Consider the following 21,881-nt stretch of genomic DNA (forward strand, 5'->3'; position numbering starts at 1 on the left):
ATGGCACGGAAAAAGGACCGGTCGCGGCGGCGGCCCGGGTTTGGACACCCATGGCGGGACCGGCGTCGGACCGCCGCGGCAAGGAAGGCCCGGAAACGCATCAGCCAGGGGCTGGTTCGACCACCGTTTGAAACACTCGAAGCCCGACATCTGCTGGCAACCCTTCACTGGGACGGCGGAACCACCTTCGATGTCGCCGGCGCTGAAATCATCGCGCCCGCCTTGACGACGCTGATCAACACGACGTTGACAAAGGACGATCAGCCGTCTGACGCAAGCCGACGGGCACCCGAGCATCCAGACCCGGACGCCGGCGCGAACCCGCTGATAGCAACAGACGAACATCCGTCGAACGCCCCAGCGCAATCCGCTTTCGCCGAATCGATCCCTGCGGCACAAACCGTCACCTGGATCGGCGGCGATGGGAACTGGAATGATCCGGCCAACTGGAGCGGCGGAGTCGTCCCCGGCGGGTCGGATGATGTCGATCTCGCGGTCGCCGGCGTCTCGGTCACGATCGACGCCGGTGACCAAGTCGTCCGCAGCATCAACGGTCCCGGCGGCCTGAACCTCATCGGCGGCTCCTTGACCACCGCCGCCGCCTCGACGCTCTCCGGCCCCTTCAACCTGTCCGGCGGTGCCACGCTCCTCGCGCAAGGCCCGGGCGCGTTGCTCGTCGTCGACGGCCCGCAAGCCATCGACGGCGGCAACCTGCGTGTCGAAGAGGGCGCCGAGTTGGTCTTCAATCACCTGACCACCTACCATCACGCCGCGACCGCCAACAACGTCCAGCGAAATTGGACCGTCCAAGGTGCCGGCAGCCGCTTGGTGTTTCCGTCTTTGCGAACGATCCACGGCGGCACCAACTTCGGAAACCGGCTGAACATCCAAGCCAATTCCGGCGGACACATCGATCTGGGGACCGCGACTGAGATCGTCGATGGAGATGGAGGCAACACTGCGCGCCGTGGGATCACGATCCTGTCCCAAGACACCGGCAGTTCGATCGACTTGCGATCGTTGGCGTCGTTCCGTGACCAAGCGTCGGTGCCCGCTGACCCGCTCTCCTATTCAGAACTTATCGCCCGCGGCGGAGGTGCGTTCACACTCGATTCACTCGAAACACTCGATGGCGTCGCGGTCACCATCGACGCGGACAGCCGGGTGCCGCTGAATGCGGTCAAGAGCTTCGATCGCGGACGTCTCGACGTGACCGGCCAAACCGTCACACTGCCCGCGCTGTCGTCTGCCGATGAAACCTTCTTGCGGTCCGAAAACGGCTTCATCGACACCGCCGCGTTAACCTCGTTGACCCGTGGCGGACTCCAATTGCTCTCCGGCGGACGAATCAACACCAGCCGACTGGCAACGATCGATGGAACCAGCATCGATGTCGCCGACGGCATTGCGCTCTCCCTGCCGTTGGTCACGACCTATTCGCACGCGACGACCGACAGCTCCCAAACGCGGACGCTGATTGCATCCGGCAACGGCAGCCGACTTGCGTTTCCCAATCTGACGCAGATCCAAGGCGGTTCCTCGTTTCGATCCCAACTCCTGATCGAGGCACGAGACGGCGGCGCGATCGACCTGTCCAGCGTTCAGCAGATCAGCGACCCGGTCGGCGGAAACACGTCCGGACGTGGCGTGCACGTTTCGGCCGACGGCCCGACCAGCGAAATCGATCTGTCCTCGCTGACCTCGCTGGTGGACATCGGTGAATCGCCGGCGTCCCAGAACACCGCCGGCGGCCACTCGTCGCTGACCGTCACCCGCGGTGGCACGATCATCGCGCCGGTGTTGGCGTCGCTGACCGGAGTGCGGATCTTTGCCGATGCGGGAAGTTCATTTGCATTTGACTCGATCAAGGATGCAACCAACAGCGTGTTGCATGCCGTGGGCCACGCCGCGCTTTCGTTTTCAGCCCTCACCTCTGCCATCGGCACCGCGATTCGGATCGATGGGCACGCCGCCGCACTGCCAGCACTGACCGATCTTTCCGCGGGCGAACTTTCGCTCGTTGGCGGCGGCACGGCGACCGCGCCGCTGCTTTCGGCCATCGACTCGGCAACACTGATCGCCCGCGATGGCGTCACGCTCACGTTACCCTCGGTCACATCCATCCGGCACGCAACAACAGCGCCCAATCAAATCGCGGTTCTTCGTGCCGAAGGACGGGGCAGCCGCCTTGAACTCGCTACGGTCACGGCAATTGAGAACGGAGACGACTTCAACGCCCGCATCTTCATCGACGCCCTGTCCGGTGGCGTTGTCGATCTGTCCGGTGTTCAAACCATCCAAGACCCGGACGTCGGCAATGCGTCTCAGCGGCGGATCGAATTGCTCAGCGAGGGTGTCGGCAGTCAGATCGTGTTGAGCGACCTGCAGACATTTTCCGACCATTCCTCAGGCTCGCTGACCGGGTCAGATCGTTTTTCCACCGTTGACTCACGCGACGGCGGAACGATCGATCTTGGCAGTAACTCTTCCGGCGGCGCGACACTTGCCGGCGTGCACCTGACGGCTGGCCCCTCCGGATTGATCGTCGGCAACGTGACGTTGGAATCCGATTCCGTTCTCACCGGCAACGGACAAGTGCAGGCGGATGTCGTCGTCGCGGGATGGGTCGATCCCGACGGGAAGCTGATCCTGGACGGTTCATTGTCACTGACCGCCACGGGGCAATTGAACTTTGATATCGGCGGAGTGACGCCGGTGGACGATCACGACGTGTTGGATATCACCGGCACCGTCACGCTTGACGGCACCATCCGAACCACCCGTGTCAATGATCACAACCCTCAACCCGACGACAGCTACTTGGTGATGACCTACGCGTCACATGGCGGGTCGCCGGGCTACACGGGGCTCGACTTCGGCAGTCAGAATTTGACACCGGAGTTGTCGCCGACGGCACTCCGATTCGTCACGGGGTTCTCCAGCGGGGCGTCGGTCGTCTCGATCACCGCCTCGGACAGCGCGCACGATCCCGACGGTCCGTTTGTCGTCATCGAGTTCAGCGAACCCATTGACCGTGATTCGCTGACCGTGGATGACGTCTCATTGGTCGGACCGGGGAGCACGTCGATCGCAATCGAATCGGTTCTGCCCGTGCCCGGATCAGATCGCCGATTCATCCTGCGTCCAGAAAGGCAGCGATTCGTCAACGGAGATTACTCGCTGACCATCGGCCCCGACGTGCTCGACTGGGTCGGCAACCCGATGAATCAAGACGGAGACGAAATCAACGGGGAACTTGTCCAAGACCAGGCCTCCGGAGGATTCCACTGGGCATTGCCGAATTTGGAGCTGGACGGAACGCTCTTGTTCACCGAGGCAACCGAGTTTTTCTTTGGTGCTGACGTCCCGTTACAGTTCGATGTCAAGAACGAAAGCACCGCTGTGGCGGGCGGCAGCCCCTGGACCGATCGCATTTACCTGTCGACCGATTCCGTCCTGGACGCCGGCGACCTGCAACTTCACACATCGGTTCGCCATTCATCGCTCGCGGCCGGCGAATCCTATCGGCACGACATCAACGTATCGCTGCCGCTGCTCCAGTCGCTCGAAAGCGGCACGTACTACTTGATCGCGTCGATCGACGACGACACGCAGATTCAAGAAACCGACGAAGCCAACACCTTCGTTTCCGCACCGCTCGCTTTGACGGTTCCGCCGCTGGTCGACTTGATGCCGACGTCGATCAGCGGCCCGGCGACCGGTCAACCGCGCACCACGAGCGTGTTCACCTGGACGGCGATCAATCAAGGCGACGCACCGACCCCGGACCGCTGGTTCGATCGCATCTACCTGCAATCGCTCGCGGCTCCGGAGATCTCGCATCTGGTCGGAGGCGTCTTTCAAGCTGGCACGCTCGCGCCGGGCGAAAGCTATCTGTCGATGATGACGATCGACTTGCCGGACCTGGACGACGGAGACTACCGAATCGTTATCGTCAGCGACGACACCGGGCGGTTGTTCGAAGGGCAGTACGAGTCGAACAATCGGCTGGTCGGCGACACGATCCAAATCACCCACCCCGACGTGGTTGTGACCAACTTGGCCGTGCCAGCCGCGGCCAACTCCGGACAAGTCCTGCCGATCCGTTTTGAACTTGTCAACCAAGGTTCGGGCGTCGCATCACCGTGGCAACAACACATCTATTTGTCGGACGACCTGACCGTTTCCGCCGACGACCCGTTGATCGGCCAGTTTCAAATCTCTCAGCCGCTCTCGCCCGGGCAATCTCTCCTGATTGACCGCGACTTGGAGATCCCGGTCCACTTGCAGGGTGCAAAGCATCTGTTGGTCGTCTCCGACGCCGCGAACGAACTCGGCGAGCGGCCCGACGGTGAAGCCAACAACCTGGCAACCGTACCGATCACCATCACGCTCTCTCCCTACGCCGATCTTTCGGTGACCGATGTTTCCGCGCCGGCACAATTACTGGGAGATCCCGCGCAGATGACGGTCGATTGGACCGTTTCCAACATCGGTACCGGAACGGGATTAACCGATCGATGGACCGATGCAATCGTGCTCAGCCGCAATGACGTGGTCGGCGACGATGATGACGTTGTAATTGCGACGTTCCAGCAGACGGGGTTTTTGGACGCAGGAAGTTCTTACGCGCGCAGCGAAACGATTTCGTTGCCTGCCGGGACCAGCGGTCGTTTCAACTTGCTGGTCCGCAGCGACTTCGGCGATCAGGTCTTTGAAAAGGGCAACGAAGCGAACAACGATGCCACCCACGCCGGTGTGATCGACATCATGCCGGTCCCGTTTGCAGATTTGGTCGTTGCCGACATCGACATTCCGCTGCCGGTCAACTCCGGTTCCGTTACCAGTGTCTCTTGGACGGTCGAAAACGCGGGGATCGGAATCACCAACCGCGGCGACTGGTACGACGTGGTTTATCTGGCGACCGATCCCGAAGGAACACAGGTCGTCGCAGGCACCGAAACGCGTTTCCAACACTTCGGTCAACTCGCTCCGGGGGATCGCTACACCCGGACCGGCAATCTGATCGTGCCCGACGGGCTGTCCGGGGATCACTATTTGATCGTTCACACGGCGGCCGATGACGGACCGTACGAATTCATATTCGACCAGAACAATCGGGCGGCCGGTGCGTCGTTTCCGATCACCCTGTTGCCGTCGGCGGATCTGGTCGTCAGCGGTTTCGTGGCTCCGATCGCAGCCCAAGAAGGGACGCTGGTCGACGTCAGCTGGACAGTCACCAACAACGGCGACGGCCTGGCAGCGGGCGGATGGATCGACCGCGTTTATCTGCAACCAGCCGGCGATCCAGACGCGGAAATCATCCAATTGGGAACGTTCCCGTTCGTCGATCCCATCCCGCCGGGACAACACTACTCGCGCAGCGAATCGATTCGCATTCCGATCCAGTCGACGGGGGCGTTCAACCTGCTGGTCCGCACCAACTACGAAGGGTTGCTGTACGAAGGGACGGCCGAAGCCAACAACACGACCGCCCGACCGATCACCGTCGACGTTCGTCCGCGAGCGGATCTGCAAGTCGACTCAATCACCCTCCCCGAACGTCTGCCCGCCGGAGCGACACTGGCGCCGCAATTTACCGTCGTCAATCAAGGCGCCGTCGGCACGGGCAGTGTCGCGTGGGTCGATCGCGCGTATCTGTCGCTTGATCCGGTCATCGACCAGGCGGACATTTTGATCGGCGAACTCGACCACGGTTCTGCCTTGGCGGCCGGCCAGCGATACAGCACCGAAGCGGGCAGCGTCACGATTCCCATTCGCTATCGCGGCGATGTCTATGTGATCGTCCAGACCGACGCGACCGACAACATCGCCGAATGGCCCAACAACCAAAACAACCTCCGCTACCAATCGATCTTCATCGAACCCGAACCGCTGGCGGATCTGGTGGTAAGCGATGTGATCGCGCCCAGCCAAGTGGTCGCCGGGGCGGAGATTCCCGTCCGCTACACCGTGACCAACCTTGGCAGCGGCGCCACCCATGGCGACACCTGGGTCGAAAACGTCTGGTTGACTCGCGACAAGAATCGCCCGCATCCCGGACAAGGCGACTTGCTGTTGCGGACGAGCACACACATCGGGTCGTTGGAGCGTTTGGCCGGCTATGAAACTCAAACGACGATCCGCATCCCGTCGCAGCTGGAATCGGGCCACTGGTTCGTGACGCCTTGGGTCGACCCGCTGGGCGTCGTTCCCGAAGACACGTTGGCGACGAACAACAACCCCGACGATCCCAATAACATCGACAACAACAATTTCAAAGCGCGGCCGATTCAAGTGCTCGGGGCACAGCCGGACTTGGTTGTCAGCGACATCGTTGCACCCGTGACGGCTAGCGGCGGTGAGTCCGTCACGATTTCCTGGACGGTCGACAACCTCGGATTGGCCGATGCCTTGCCGGGCGGTTGGATCGATCGTGTCTACCTGAGTGACCATCCCGATCCCAATGCCGACGGCGCGAGGACGTTGCTGTTGGCCGAAAAGAAACGCGACTTGCCGCTGGCCAAAGGTGCTTCCTACACCACTTCGGTCGAGGTCGATTTGTCGCCCTCGGCCGCGGGCAGCTACATCGTCGTCATTACCGACGACGACCTGCCGCCGCAACCGTCGATCGATCTGACCCGCTTCTTCGCCGCCGCGACTGCTGTCGAAACATTCGCCCCGGTGATCGAAGTCGATGAAACCAACAACACCACCGCGGTTGCGACGTCGATCCGATCCGCCGCAGCCAACCTGAAAGTCGTCGGCTTCGATCTTCCCGTTGATGCAAGGTCCGGCGAAGAAGTGACGTTGCGCTACACCGTCGAAAACATCGGCGAGCATCCGGTTTGGAGCGGAACGACGTATTGGAAAGATTTTTTGTGGCTTTCGCCCGACCCCACCTTCATTCGCGAGCGGGCGTCGTATCTGGGCGCATCGATTTTCGCGCCCGCCGAGACGATCGACCCCGGTGATCAATACACCGTCAGCTTCACCGCGACCTTGCCCCAAGGCACCAGCGGTGATTACTCGTTGTGGGTGCACTTGAACGCCAATAACGATCAGTCACCGTTTCTGTTCCCTTATCAATCGCGGCGTTTGTTGACCGATTGGTACCCCGCCGATGAAGGCGACAATGCCCAGTGGCGTTCGCATTTTGGGCATTGGGCGTTTGACGATCCCACCGACAACCTGGCCCGGGCCGACCTGGCGATTCGCTACGACGAAGCCGATCTGACCATCACCGACTTCCAAGTGCCCGCGGGGGCCAGTTCCGGTGAAACGATCGAATTGATTTACACGGTTCACAACACGGGCAGCCGTGCGACGCGAGTGGACTCGTGGACGGATCGCATCTTTTTGTCCCATGACGCATCGCTGGACAACTTGGACACCCAAGTCGCATCGATGTCGCACCGCGGCTCGCTCGATCTCGGTGAATCGTACACGGAGCGCGTGTCGGTCCAGATTCCCGACGGCATCGAAGGTGATTTCCATCTGCTGGTGTTCACCGATTCGGCGGCGATGCGAGATCGTTCGGGGCGACCGAGCGACATCGGGTTTCGTCGCGTCGGGATCGAATTTGAACTGCCGGGTGTTCTCGCCCCTTGGGACTTGGCATCGGCGGCGGCGCGTGAATCGGCGCGCGGTGACGTTGCGGAGTATCAATCCGAAGGCAACAACATCGCGGTGCAAAGCTTGCCGGTGACGTTGTCCGATGTGCCCGATCTGCAAGTCTCGTCCATCACCGCTCCCGACCGCGCAACACGCGGTCAAGAAATCGATGTCACGTACACTGTGACCAACCGCGGCGGTGCGACGGTCCAAGGGCAGAGCGATTGGATCGACGGTGTTTACCTTTCACGCGACTCGTTCTTGGACCTCCATAGCGATCTTTACCTGGGATCGTTCACGCACAAAGGCGGGTTGGCGGCGGAAGCTTCGTACACGAACACATTGACCACGTCGTTGCCGGCCAAGTTGCTGGGACAGTATTACGTGATTGTCGTCACCGATCCCGATCGGTCACGCCCGACCGGTGAGGTGTTCGAAGGCCCGCAGGAACGCAACAATGCCGCGGTCCCGCCGGTTCCGATGGTCATCCAGCTGCCCGAACCGACCGACCTGCAAGTGACGGCGATCGACGTTCCGCAAGACGTCACCGCCGGCGCGCCGACCCAGATCACATGGACGGTGACCAACACCAGCGACGTCGCGGTTTCCGGTCGCTGGTCCGACAGCCTGTACTTCAGTAGCGACGCGGCCTGGGACATCGACGATGCCGCGGTCGGGCGCGTCGAGTTTCGCGGGACGTTGGCCGCCGGCGAAAGTTATACCTCGTCGACCGAAATCATCACGCCGTCGCTGACGCCCGGCAGCTACCGAGCCATCGTGCGGTCCGACATCTTTGATCAAGTCTATGAGGACGTCGGCGAAAGCAACAACGTGACCGCATCGGCATCGACGATCGGGCTGGCCGCGCCGTCGTTGACACTGGGTGTTCCACTGGACACCACGTTGGCGACGTCACAGCAACGATTGTTCGCCGTGGATGTCCCGCCGGATCGAACGCTGCGAGTCACCGCCGTTGCCGCTGACGATTCAATTCATGAGGTGTTCCTGCGACACAATCAAGCCCCCTCGGTCCGCACCTTCGATGCCTATTCCGGCGGCGCACTGACCGACACTCCCGCGGCGATCGTCCCGGCCACCGAAGCGGGAACGTACTATGTCCTGATTCGTGGCTTTTCGACCGAATCGGACGATTCGCCCTTGGAAGTTCTGGCGGAGTTGTTGCCGCTGGCGATCACCGACATTCGCACCGACATCGGCGGCGATTCGGGACTGGTGACGACGACGATTTCCGGTGCCGGATTCGATCAAGATGCAATCGTCAAATTGGTCCGTCCGGGTTTTGCCGAATTCGTTCCGGCGGCGCAAAACCATGTTTCGGCGTCGCATTTGATCGCCACGTTTGACTTGCACGACGCACCGCATGGTCTGTACGACGTCCACGTGATCAACCCGGACGGCGAAATCGCGGTCGTGCCGTATCGCTTTCAAATCGAACGCACGATCGAACCCGAAGTGACCGTCGGCATCGGCGGTCCACGCTACGTTTTGGCCGGCGACAGCGGCACGTACAGCGTCACGCTGGAAAACACCGGCAACGTCGATGCACCGTACGTGTTTTACAACGTCGCGATTCCCGAACTGGGCATCAACCAAAACGTCTACAACCTGCCCTACAACCATTTCACATCCAACCTGCGTGGCGGGATGGACGGCCCGCTGGCCGACCTGCCCTGGGCCGAACTCGATTCGGCGGTCAACGTCGACGGGCACGTGACCGCCGGCGGCTACCTGCTGGATCATCCGGCCGATGGTTTCGCCGGGTTCACGTTCCAAGTCCAAACGTATCCGGGGCTGCGTGAATTGCACGATCATGCCTGGGAAGCGTTCAAGGCAAAGATCTACGAAGCGATCCCGCACTACGCCGCGACGGACTTCTTGGCCGAGGGGCCGGAGTCGCTCGATAAGATCTCACCCGGTCTGGCACTGGTCTGGGAAGCGTTCGGTGCGGTGCCGGATTTGTTGATCCAGCCGCTGATCCCGTTCCAGTTCCACGTCGTCGCGTCGGCAACCTCGATGGCGCGCGAGGAGTTCCTGCAACATGCGCTCGACCAGGCGGATCGTCTTCGTCAAGGCATCCTCGCCGACGAACACGCCGACGCGGCACTGGTCAGTTTGGCCGGCGACGGCGACGCATGGCGATCGCTGTACGGCAGCTATCTGACCGAAAGCGGAACACTGCGCGCGGTCGATACGCCCCCGCCGACGCGACGTGACCAGGAACTGACCAGCCTGATGGCCACCCTGGCCGGCGCCGTGTTGACCGGTCCCGGCGGCGATCAAGTCATCGCCAGCGGCAACTTGACCGACTTTTTTGACGACGTGCGACGATGGTACGGACACGACCCGACGCTGCAGGCCGCGATCGATCCCGACCAAGTCAACTTCACCTCCGATTCGCTGTCCTTCCTGGGAATCCTGCAAAGCCCCAATCCGGTCGCGGCTCTTCCGACGCTGGATGATTACGACTTGTCGTTCGATGCGAACACCCATTTCCAAGCCATGCGTGTCTATGTGCCGTGGGTGCCGTTCGGTCATCGCGGCGCGGGGATTCCGGCGGAGTATCAGATCAGCGGGATCACGCCGAACGATGAAGACGTCTTCTTTCCGCTGAATCTGGCGGGCTATTACGATCAAGAAGACTCAAGTACCGGGGCGGTGTCCCAGACCGGTCCGTTCACGTTGGAAACCGGTGGCTTTGTACCGGCCGGCCAGCCGTTGCCGTTCACCGTCAACTTCCAAAACGATCCCGGCACGACCAACGACGCCAACGAAGTCCGCGTTGTCGTTCCGCTGGACGATGCCGTCGATCCCCGCAGTTTCCGACTCGGTGACATCAAGATCGGTGATATCACCATTCGCATCCCCGAGGGAAGATCGCTTTACCAGGGCGAATTCGATTTCCACGACAGCCTCGGTTTTAACCTGCGGGTCAGTGGCGGAATCGACGTCAAGTCCAGCGCCGCGACGTGGTTGATTCAGGCGATCGATCCGCTGACCGGCCAGGTCCGCACCGGCCGCGACGGCGGATTGCTACCACCGAACAACGCCCGCGGTCAAGGCGCCGGGTTCGTCTCCTACAACGTCCAGTTATCTGACGCGGTCGAAACCGGCCAGACGATCACCTCGCGGGCTCGGGTGATCTTTGACAACGCGCCGCCGGAACAGGCCGACGCGTTGACGTACAACATCGACGCGGTTGCGCCGACCAGTCACATCGACGTCACGCCGCTCAATGATCAGAACGATTTTCGAATCCGCTGGAACGTGGCCGATGACGAAGGCGGCAGCGGGTTTCGACACGTTTCCCTGTACGTGGCCGAAGACCGCGGCGATTTCAAGCTGTGGAAACGGCAACTGCCGCAATCCAGCGGCGAGGACGTGTTTGTCGGACGCGTCGGCAGGACCTATGAATTCCTGGCACTTGCCACCGATCGAGCGGGCAATCGAGAAACGCCGCCGGCGAGTGCGACCGCCGATGACGACGGATCGACCACCTTGTTCGGCGTGTTGCCAACCGTAGGTGAGACGACGCGGCCCGATCTGGGGCAACCGCCCGCACCCGCGTCGACGTCGATTCATCCGCTATTCGCATCGGCCGAACAGCGGATTCCGTCGCCGCATAGCAACGCAGACCCGGCCGCGTTTGACGACGTGTTCCAACCGTTTTCGGCCCAGCGTTTTGCCGGAGGGTTTGACGTCGCGGTCGGTGCCGCGGCAGAATCCGACATCGGCCCGATGGCGATCGCGGAAACACCCCGCGGTGATATCCTGGTCAGCGGCGGACCGGCGCGAAACCAGATCTATCGTTTCACGTCGGACGGCGGAACAGCCAACGGCGTGTGGGCTGAATTGGATCACCCGATCTTCAACCTGGCCTTCGACGCCTCCGGTCGCCTTTGGGCCACGACCGGCGGCGGCCCGCTGTTAGAACTCGACCCGAACGACGGCTCTCTGCTGGCCCAGCACGGCGACGGACTGACGATGGGGCTGGCCGTCGATGAGGCAACAGGCGATCTGGTCGTCGGATCACGCTACGGTGTCGAACGGTTTGATCCGACCCGCGGAAGGTTTTCACGACTCAGCCGAGATCAAAACCTGCGGGTGGGCAGCCTGGCGTTTGCCGACGACGGAACGCTGTATGGCGTCCAGTGGCCCCAGCGCAATGCCGTGATCCGATTCACGTCGTCCGGGCGCACCGAACCCGTGCTGTCGTTCAGCACGCCGATCGATTCGATCGCACTGGGGCAACGTGACACGCCGCTCGAGGGCCTGATGTTCGTCTCGCACAACGAGGGACCGACAAGTCACGGACATGGAACCGGCGGCAGCGAATTGACGATGGTCGACGTCGCCAGTTGGCGGCGAGTCGCCTTGGCCAGCGGTGGGACACGGGGCGATGTGGTCGCGACCACCCGAGACGGTCGCGTCTTGATCAGCCAAACCGAGGCGGTCGATGTCCTTCGCCCGATCGCCGTCCCCGAAATTCTGGCCACCAACCCGGCCCCACAAACCGTTGCCGCGCTGCCGTTGGGATTAGTCAGCGTGTCGTTCAGCGAAGACATGTTCACGGGATTGGGAACCGAGCAGCATTCGGTCGTGAACCCCGGCAACTATGCGATTCGCGGCCAGGGAGCGGATTCTCCCGCGGTCACCGAAGTCCGCTATGACGAAGCCACTCGTACAGCCTACCTGTTCGTCACGGGATTCTCCGTCGGCCAGCAAACGTTGCACATCGGCAAAGGCATCCAAAACGTTGGCGGGTTTTCTCTGCCGGCCAACTATGACATCCCGTTCACCACCGTCAGCGAGTTTTCGGCCGACGTCGACATCGAACTCTCCGGCACGCGGCTGGAACGTCAATCCCAGGCGATCACGTATGAAGTCGTGATCACCAATCGCAGCGACCACGACTTGCTGCTACCAGCCACTTTGGCATTCGACCCGGCCGGCGGAGGTAGCAGTGGGGACAACAGTGCCGTCCCGGGGCAAACCGCGATTGCGTCGACCGACGGTCGCTGGCTGTTCGACTTGGCGATCAACGTTCCCGACGGCGTTCGGCTTGAACCGGGGGAATCGACGACGGCCAAATCGATTCGTTGGCTGGCCCCGGATGACACAATCGCAGACTTTGTGCCAAGTTTTCTCGCTGCCGCGGCGGCCAACCAACGCCCGCGTTTCGACTCCAGTCCAACGGAAACCGTCTCCGCCGGTGCCGTCTATCGCTACGACGCGCTGGCCAACGATCCGGACTCCACCACGATCGCTTACCTGTTGCAGCGTGGCCCGGCGGGCATGCAGGTCGATCCGGACACGGGACACATCACTTGGCAAACCGGCGTGGAAACGGCCGAACATAGCGAAGTCGTGTTGTACGCCTTCGACGCACGCGGCGGTTTCACAACCCAATCCTGGACGATCACCGTCGTCGGCGGAAATCGGGCTCCCGAATTCCTCGCGCCGCCGGACCAGGCCGTGATGACGGAAAACGAATCGCTGGTTTTGAACGTCGACGTGATCGACCGAGACGACACGGCGATCGGTGTTTGGGTCGACAACCTGCCACCGGGGGCGTTTTTCGATGCGACCAATCGAACCCTGTTTTGGTCACCGGGCGAAAACGCGGCGGGGATCTATCGCGACGTCACTTTGGTCGCCAGCGACGGCATCAACACGACCCGCCACGCGTTCGATTTGGCCGTCGCCGAGGCCGATCTACCACCGCTGATCGATCCGCCCCCGCCAGTCACGTTGCGGCAAGGCGACCAGTGGACCTATCGCATCTCGGCGCGTGATCCCGACGGCGACGCGTTGACGTTTGCCAGCGACGACCTGCCCGGCGGTGCGACCCTGGATGCGGACACCGGGACGTTGCGTTGGACCGTCGGGTTCGATCAATCCGCGACACGAACCATTCCGATCACAGTCAGCGCGGGCGGCCAATCCGTTCACAGCGAAATCAATGTCGATGTGATCAACGCCAACGGGGCACCGAGCTTTGAATCGATGCACGGCCGGTCGGTCGACGAAGGTCAAACGTTGGTCGTCCAAGCCTTCGCCTTTGACCCGGACAACCCCGGCTTTCGTTTGCCGGTCCGCGATGAACACGGCGCGCTCGTCCCCGTCGGTTTGACGTCACCGGTCCGCTATCGGGCGACCCAGTTGCCCGAGGGGGCATCCTTCGATCCCGAAACGGCCACGTTGACCTGGACGCCCAACCACGACCAATCCGGCCAGTACACGGTGCGATTCGAAGCGACCGATGACGGAGACGCCACCGGCGCCCCGGTCACCGTCACGTCCCTGGTTCCGATCTCTGTCCGTGACGTCAACCGGCGGCCGGCGATCGACAGCATCCAAAACCTTGTGCTCCAGCGCGGACAAATCGTTGACCTTCCCGTCGCCGCGTTTGATCCAGACGCAGACGTGATCACGCTGACCGCCGCCAGCGGACTGCCGGGCCTGCCGCTGCCGGACTTCGCAACCTTCAGCGACAACGGCAACGGAACCGGGTTCTTTCACTTCACCCCCGGCACCGGCGATCGGGGCAGCTACACGCTATCGATCATCGCACGTGACGACGGCAATGGTCTCGGGCGAGGCCGTGTCGAAACGACGCAATATGACTTTGTCGTCACCATCCAATCCGATAACGACCCGCCGGTGCTTTCGCCCCTGCCATCAACCGTGGTCCTGGCCGGTGACCTGCTGCGTTTGCCGCTGAAGACGACCGACATCGATCAAGAACCGCTGCACTACACATTCAGCGGGCTGCCGGAGAGCGCCCGAATCGTCGATTCGGTTGGCTACGGTGAAGCACGGTTGAACTGGGATCCACAAGCGGCCGACATCGGGACCTACAACGTGACCGTCACGGTGACTGATTCGGGAAACAACGGCACGGCGGAAACACTCTCGTCCTCGCAAGCGTTTGTGATCCAGGTCCGAGACCACAACACCGCGCCCGTTTTAGCAGACGTTCCCGATTCGAGCGTCGATGAAGGCCAAACGTTGACGCTTCAGTTGGCGGCAAGCGACTCCGATGACGATGCCATCTGGTACACGTCACCGGCTTTGCCGGACGGAGCAACACTGGATCCCATCAGCGGTGTGCTGCAATGGACGCCTTCGTTTGACGCGTCCGGCTCGTACGCGATCGCGGTGACCGCGTCCGACGGTGCGGCATCGGACACGAAATCAATTTCCGTCGTTGTCGACCCGGTCAATCGGGCGCCGCGACTGGCGTACCCGGCACAACAATTTGGGCGTGAAGGTGCGGTGACCGAGTTTCAAGTCAGCGGAGCCGATGACGACGGCGGATTGTTGACGTTGGCCGCGAACAACCTGCCCGACGGAGCCTGGTTCGACGCCAGTAGCGGCCTGTTCCGCTGGCAACCAGAATTTGATCAGGCCGGAAACCACGACGTCGTCTTTACGCTGGCCGATTCGGAGGGCGCGTTCGATTCGATCACCGTCCCGATCTTTGTCGACAACGTCAACCGTGCACCGGTCATCGACAGCCGGCACCATCAAGTGGTCGTCGGTGAACTGTTGGAGTTCGACGTCAGCGCGTCCGACCCTGATCCCGATGACACGCTGACCTATGCCGCCTACGGTTTGCCCGACGGAGCGACGCTGGATGCATCAACGGGGCGGATCGCGTGGATCCCCAATCCGGGCCAACTCGGAACGTACCTGATCGACGTCCGGGCAAGCGATGGATTGGCGGAAACCAAGCACAACGTGGTCATCGAATCGGTTTCGACGCCGCGATTGCCGGACGTCCGAATCGTGACCACACCCAGCTTTCCCGCCATGCCGGGACAATCAATCCGCGTTGCAGTCATCGCGGACGGTTTTGCGCCGATCGATTCGCTTCAGTTGACCTACGAAGGCATCGACGTCACGCTCGACGATCAGGGCCGCGCAAACATCGTGGCTGCGGCGCCCGGAAAGACCACACTCACCGTGACCGCGATCGATACCGATGGGTTTGCGGGAATCGCGACCGAAACGATCCGTGTCCGAAACGTCAATGACAACGACGCCCCCCGCGTGACGCTGCGGATCGATGGCTCGACCACGATCACCGAGACCGCCGAACTGGTCGGTTCGGTGGGCGACGTCAACCTGGATCGATGGACGCTGGAAATCGCCTCCCGCGGATCGGGGGCATTTGAGAGATTGGTCGATGGCGAGACGACCGGCGATGACTTGCGACTCGCGACCCTCGATCCAGCAACCTTGGCCAACGGTTTCTACACCGTCCGGCTTTCGGCGACCGATATCGACGGCCGCTCGGCGCAGACCTCGCTGGACGTCGAAATCAACTCGGCTTCGAAAACCGATGCCTTCATCCGCACCGACGTGGATGCAGAAATTGCGATCGGCGACAAGACGTTTTCGATCGCCCGGCAATACGATTCCCATCGAAGGTCCTGGCGTTTCACCTTCCAAGACGTCGCCTTGCAATCGGTCGCGGATTCCAGCGACACCGCATCGGTCGGGATCCATCCGGCACTGTCCCGCGGTGATCGCGTCTACCTGAGTCTGCCCGATGGGCGACGCGTCGGATTCACGTTCGATCCCCAACCGGTTCGGCCTTTTCCCGCCAACGAGTCGCTGGTGCTTTACGAGCCGCGTTGGAACGCCGACGACGGTGTCGAATATGAACTGACGTCAGCCGATCGCCTGTTGGTCCTTGGCGGAAAACGCTTTTATGATCACGCGACCGGTCGCCCCTATCATCCCGCCAACGACGTCTCCGGTGGCAGCACCGGGGCCTACCAATTGCGACATCCCGATGCCAGGATCGACACCATCGACTCCGCGGGCCGCATCAAACAAGTGGCATGGCCGGATGGTGACATCTGGCAGATCAGTGACAGTGGGGTTTTGCTTTCCGCCGATCTGTTTCTGCCGATCGTCCACCACACGGACGGCCAAATTGCATCGGTCCGGACGGCGGCGGGCGACTTGCACTATGTGTACGACGTTGCCGGTCGACTGGTGGAGGTGCTCCGAGACACCGGCGCAGCCAAATCGCTGCACCGTTACGGTTACACCGCTGCGACCGGCGCGGAACTGGCGGTCGCCGTCAGCAGCGATGGAAATCACCGTGCCTATCCGCGCGATGTTTCGTTGACGGCCGACCTGGGACGCTCCGCCGACTTTTCCGGCACCGCGATCATCGGCCAGCTTGATGCCGGCCAGATCGATCAGTACGCGTTCACGATCGACCAATCGCAGCTTCGCAGCACCGCCCAGCAAGTGGTTTGGGTTCGAGCGATCGTCCAGCGTTACCGCAGCACCTTCGTCGCCGACACGCCCACGATCGCAGGACTGTCGCCGGTCGCCCGCAGCGTCGATGGCGATCGGACGATTGCCTTGTTCGCGATCGATCGAGCCGATCAATTCTTGATAAACGTTCAAGGGGCATCGGCCGACAGCGTGGGCAAGTATCGATTGCACTTGGACGTGGTGGGCGACATCAACCAGGACGGCGCCGTTGATGGGATCGATAGCGAATTGTTCGCCGGTTCGGTGGGCGGATTCATCGGCGACCGTGTTTACGACGTCCGCGCGGACTTCAACGCCGACGGCGCGATCACGATCGCCGATGCACAGTTGCTGGCCGCTAATTTCGGCCTGACGTCCGACTTCGCCGCGACGACGGTTGGCGACCGATTTGTCGCCACGTCCGAATTCCCGACGTACACACCGCCACCGGGCGACGGGACGCAACCGCCGATCGATCAGCCCGTCGATCCCTCCACCGGCGACGACACTCGCATCACCCCCAAGCCCGAGTTGCCGCCGATCACGGAGCCGCCGACGTTGACACCGACGTCCCTGGCGCCCACGGTCGGGGCGACGTTCGGAATTCGCAACGGCCGATTCGAGATCGATGGCGACGCCTGGACAACCACCGGCGACGTCGACTTCAGCGGCGGTGTCGCGGAATTGCGGGAAACGTCCGCCGAGCGCACGTCGCTTCGCCAAGCCTTCTACGTTTCCGATGGCGCGTCGATCTTACGACTGGCTCTTTCTGGATTGCAACTCTCCGCGGCCGCCAATCGCGCACCCGATGCCTTGGAAATCGCGTTGCTTGACGCCAATACCTTCGCGCCGCTGGGTGATGCGATCCCCATCGGCGACAGCGACGCCTTGCTGAACTTCACCGCCGACGGCACCTACCAGCGTGGCACGGGCGTCATCGTCGGCGATGCCCGATCACTGGATCCGGCGATGGACTTGGCGGGAAACCCCGGTGACGGCACGATGCTCGTCCAGATCGACATCGGCTCGATCCCTACGGGGACGCTGGCGGTGCTGTCGATTGATTTGATCGGGTTTGCGGCTTCCGATAGTCGCGTCCGCATCGACGACGTCTTCCTGGTCGCCGGCCCCTTGCGATCGCCCGTCGCCCGCACCGATTTGGCCACGACCGGCGAAGACGTGCCGATCAATCTGCGTGTCCTGGAAAACGATTCCGACCCCGAGTCGACCCTGGACCCCGCCACGCTGACCATCGTGACGGCGCCCGATCACGGGCACGTGTTTGTCAGCGCCGATTCGGGCATCATCACCTACGCCCCCGATCCCGACTACTCCGGCGACGATGCCTTCACCTACACCGTCAAAGACGCCGACGGTTACCTGTCCAACGAAGCCTTCGTCAGCATCCACGTGTCGCCGATCACCGACACGCCGCGATTAAACCTGACAACGGTTCGTGGCGATCAAGATACGGCGTTGCCACTGGAAATCGACGCGGCAGCAACCGACATCGACGACAGTGAAGACGTTCGGATCACGATCACTTCGTTGCCCCAAGGCGCGACGCTGAACCAAGGCATCCGAATCGCCGACGGACAATACCAACTGGACGTCGAGGATCTGGACGGGTTGCAATTGACGCCTTCGGCCGGCTGGAGCGGACAAGCAATCGTCGACGTCACCGTCACCGCGACCGACCAGTCCGCCGATCCCGTCTCCATCGACCGTTCGTTGCTGTTGGACGTGGGCAGCGTGATCGTCAGCCCGATGTCGATTCGAGCCTTCGAGATCAATGGCGGAGAAACTCAACGGTCGCGATTGCACACACTATCGGTGACCTTCAATCAAGACGCCTGGATCGCCGACGCTCCGGCCGACGTGTTTGTCGTCAACCACGAAGGCGACGAAATCAGAATCCCGCCACAACGGTTCGCCTATGATCGCGATGCATTCACGCTGACGATCGACGTCGACGACCTGATCACCGACGACGATCAATACTATTTGTTGCTGCGAAACGCCGGCATCGCCAGCAGTGCGAACCGGTTGCAAACGTTGGCCAGCGGACCGGAATCGGGCAGCGAGTTTCTGCCGCTGCCGTTCTTCCGCCTGCTCGGCGACGTCAACGGCAACAATGAAGTCGACGTCGACGATTGGCGTGATATCCGCATCAGCCTGAACTCCAACGCCGACTCGCCGCGCTACCTGCGACACCGGGATTTGACGGGCGAAGGGATCATCGACCGCCATGATTTCGTCGCCTGGCGAAACCGACTCGGGCTGACGACCGATCAGGACGCGCCCCAAGTCTTGGCCGCCGTCACGCTGCCAAACAATCAGTTGCCGTTGGTCAGCGCCTTTCAAACCGACGCGGAGTTGTCCCTGGTGGTCGATGACGTCAGCGAGGTCGCTTCGCTGACGATTTCGGTCGATGGTTCGACGCCTGTGGAAATCTCGGGACGCTTGTCCGCTGAAAACTCGTTGCGGTTACCTCTGGCGGAGTTGTTTGCGACCGCCGGGCAACCGCTCGACGCGACCGAACACTCGCTGACCTTGATTGCGATCGATCAATACGGCAACGCGTCGGATCCCACGGACGTCACGTTCTCGATCGATGTCACCGCGCCGGCCACTCCGTCGGCGCCGATGTTGCTGGACGACCAAGGCAACGTCTCATCGGCTTTGACCGTCGCAAATCCGAACGTCATGATTCGATCGATCGGCGAAACCCACAGCATCCTGCGTCTGTACCGCGACGGCCGCGAAGTCGGTTTGGGGATCGCGCAAAGCCCCGTCGATTTCCCCGTGAATCTTGGATCGCTCGGTGACGGGACGTTCACCTTCACCGCAACCGCCGAAGACCCCACGGGTAACCGAAGCGCATCCTCGCAATCGCTTGCCATCACCATCGACACGACTGCTCCGCTGATCCCATCGCTGGATTTGGATCCACGCAGCGACACGGGCACCGCGGGCGATCAAACGACCGACCGGGAACAGATTACGTTGATCGGAATCACCGAGCCCGGCGCGAGAGTTTCTTTGGCAGGTGACGTGGACAACACCATCATTGCCGACGCCGACGGGACGTTTCAGCTCGGCGACATTCCGCTCCGCTTCGGCCCCAATCGATTCACCGTCACCGCCGCCGATGTCTTGGGGAACGAGCGGACACGCAGCATTAACGTGTTCCGGCCGCGATTGGAATCCGATCCGCCGACGATCGCGTTGTCCCTGGCCGAGGACACCGGGCACTACTTCAGCGATGCCGTCACGTCTTCGCCGGCGATCCGCGGCGCACTTGCCGACCACTCCGACGTGACCGGACTGTTCCTGTCCATCGAATCCGTCTCCGGCAACCAATCGACACGCTCGGACGTAGGGTCGTTCGACGTTTCCGTCGCCATCACCGGGGATACCTTTGAAATCAACCAAACGCTCATTGACGCCATCCTGGGACTGCCCCTGGACGATGGAGAGGTGACCTTCCACCTCGTTGCCGTGGACCAGTATGAAAACGCCTCGCAGCCGAGCTCGATCTCCTTCACGCTTGACCGGACTGCTCCCCAGGTCCCGAGCGAAATCCTGCTCTCGCCGGCCAGTGATCTCGGTCGCGATTCGAGTGATGGAATTACTCGCGCGAGTTCGCTTAACGTGGTATTGGATGTGCCCGAACCGGTGACGGTCACGTTCTTTGTCGATGGAACGCAGCACACGGAAGTCCGCTTGCCGGCGGGAATCGGCGAGGTCACGTTGCCCGGCCTGACGGAAGGCTTGCACCAGATCACCGCGTCGCTGACCGACGTTGCCGGAAACACGCAAGCGGCGGGCGCGGCACTGGATGTCAGCATCGACACCACTGCACCGGCGTCCCCCGTCGTCGACCTGCAACTGCCCGCTACGGGCTCCGACGCCGGCACGGTGGCCGGGACAACCGAACCGGACGCGAGCGTTCGCATCTATCGCGGACTCGACTCGCAAACCGCCGCCGCCGAGGCAATCGCGGCCGCCGACGGCAGCTTCCGCATCGACAACCTGCGCTTTGCCGATGGTGTCAATCGGTTCCGCGTGGTTGCCGAAGACTTGGCCGGAAACGCAAGTGAAACGATCGTGTCGGTCCGCTTTGACGCACCCGACTTGTCCGCCCCCGAAATCCGTTTGGCCTTGGCCAGCGACACCGGACAGTCCGATTCGGACGGATTGACGAACGATCCAACGGTCACCGGAACCATCGACGACGCCAGCCGGATCGCCAGTTTTCAAATCAGCGCGGGCGGCGGCCCCTTTGTCAATTCGTTGGGATCGCTCCACGACAACACCTTCACGCTCACCCGCAGCGTCCTGGAAACGATCGCCGGGCATCGACTGGATGACGGTCAAGTCACCATTCGCGCGCGAGCGACTGACGTCTTGGGCCATGCATCCGACGTCGCGGAGTTGACTTATCTGTTGGATGCATCACGCCCCGCCGTGCCCTCGCCGTTGGTCTTGCACGGCGACGATGATAGCGGCACCGCCGGTGACTCCATCACCAATAGCACGACGCTGACTTTCATCAGCGGCGCAATCAGTGACGACGCCGAGGTGGTTCTGTTTGCCGACGGCGACGAAGTGGCACGGGTCGCGGCTTCCGAAACCGTTCACCTGGCCGTCGACGCGTCGCCCGGCCGGCATCGCTATGTCGCCCAGTCGGTCGACGCCGCCGGCAACGTCAGCCCCTTCACGGTGCCCCGCTTCATCACCGTCGACACCTCACTGGTCGAACCGACGATCCGCCTGGACACTCCGCACCGCCGCGATGACTTGGGCGGTCCCTTTCACACCGCTTCACAACACGTTTCTTTGGTCGGTACCGCCGAACCGGGCACACGGTTGGAAATCGACGGCCGGCCCAACTTTGCCGTTGCCGATGGCTTTGGTAATTATTCGATCGATGCTGTTCAGCTCGCCCCGGGCAGCAATCCGATCTC

The 21,881-nt window shown here is 62.0% G+C and carries 1 protein-coding gene (running past one end of the window); it reads left to right on the top strand.

The window, feature by feature from the left end; all coding sequences use genetic code 11:
• Nucleotides 1-21,881: the 5' portion of a CARDB domain-containing protein gene (locus tag Mal15_RS24125; RefSeq protein ID WP_147870100.1), read on the top strand. It continues 16,456 nt past the right edge of the window; 21,881 of the gene's 38,337 nt are visible here — the first part of the coding sequence; the start codon lies at nucleotides 1-3; its stop codon lies off the right edge, out of view.

The sequence above is a fragment of the Stieleria maiorica genome, from assembly GCF_008035925.1.
GTDB lineage: Bacteria > Planctomycetota > Planctomycetia > Pirellulales > Pirellulaceae > Stieleria > Stieleria maiorica.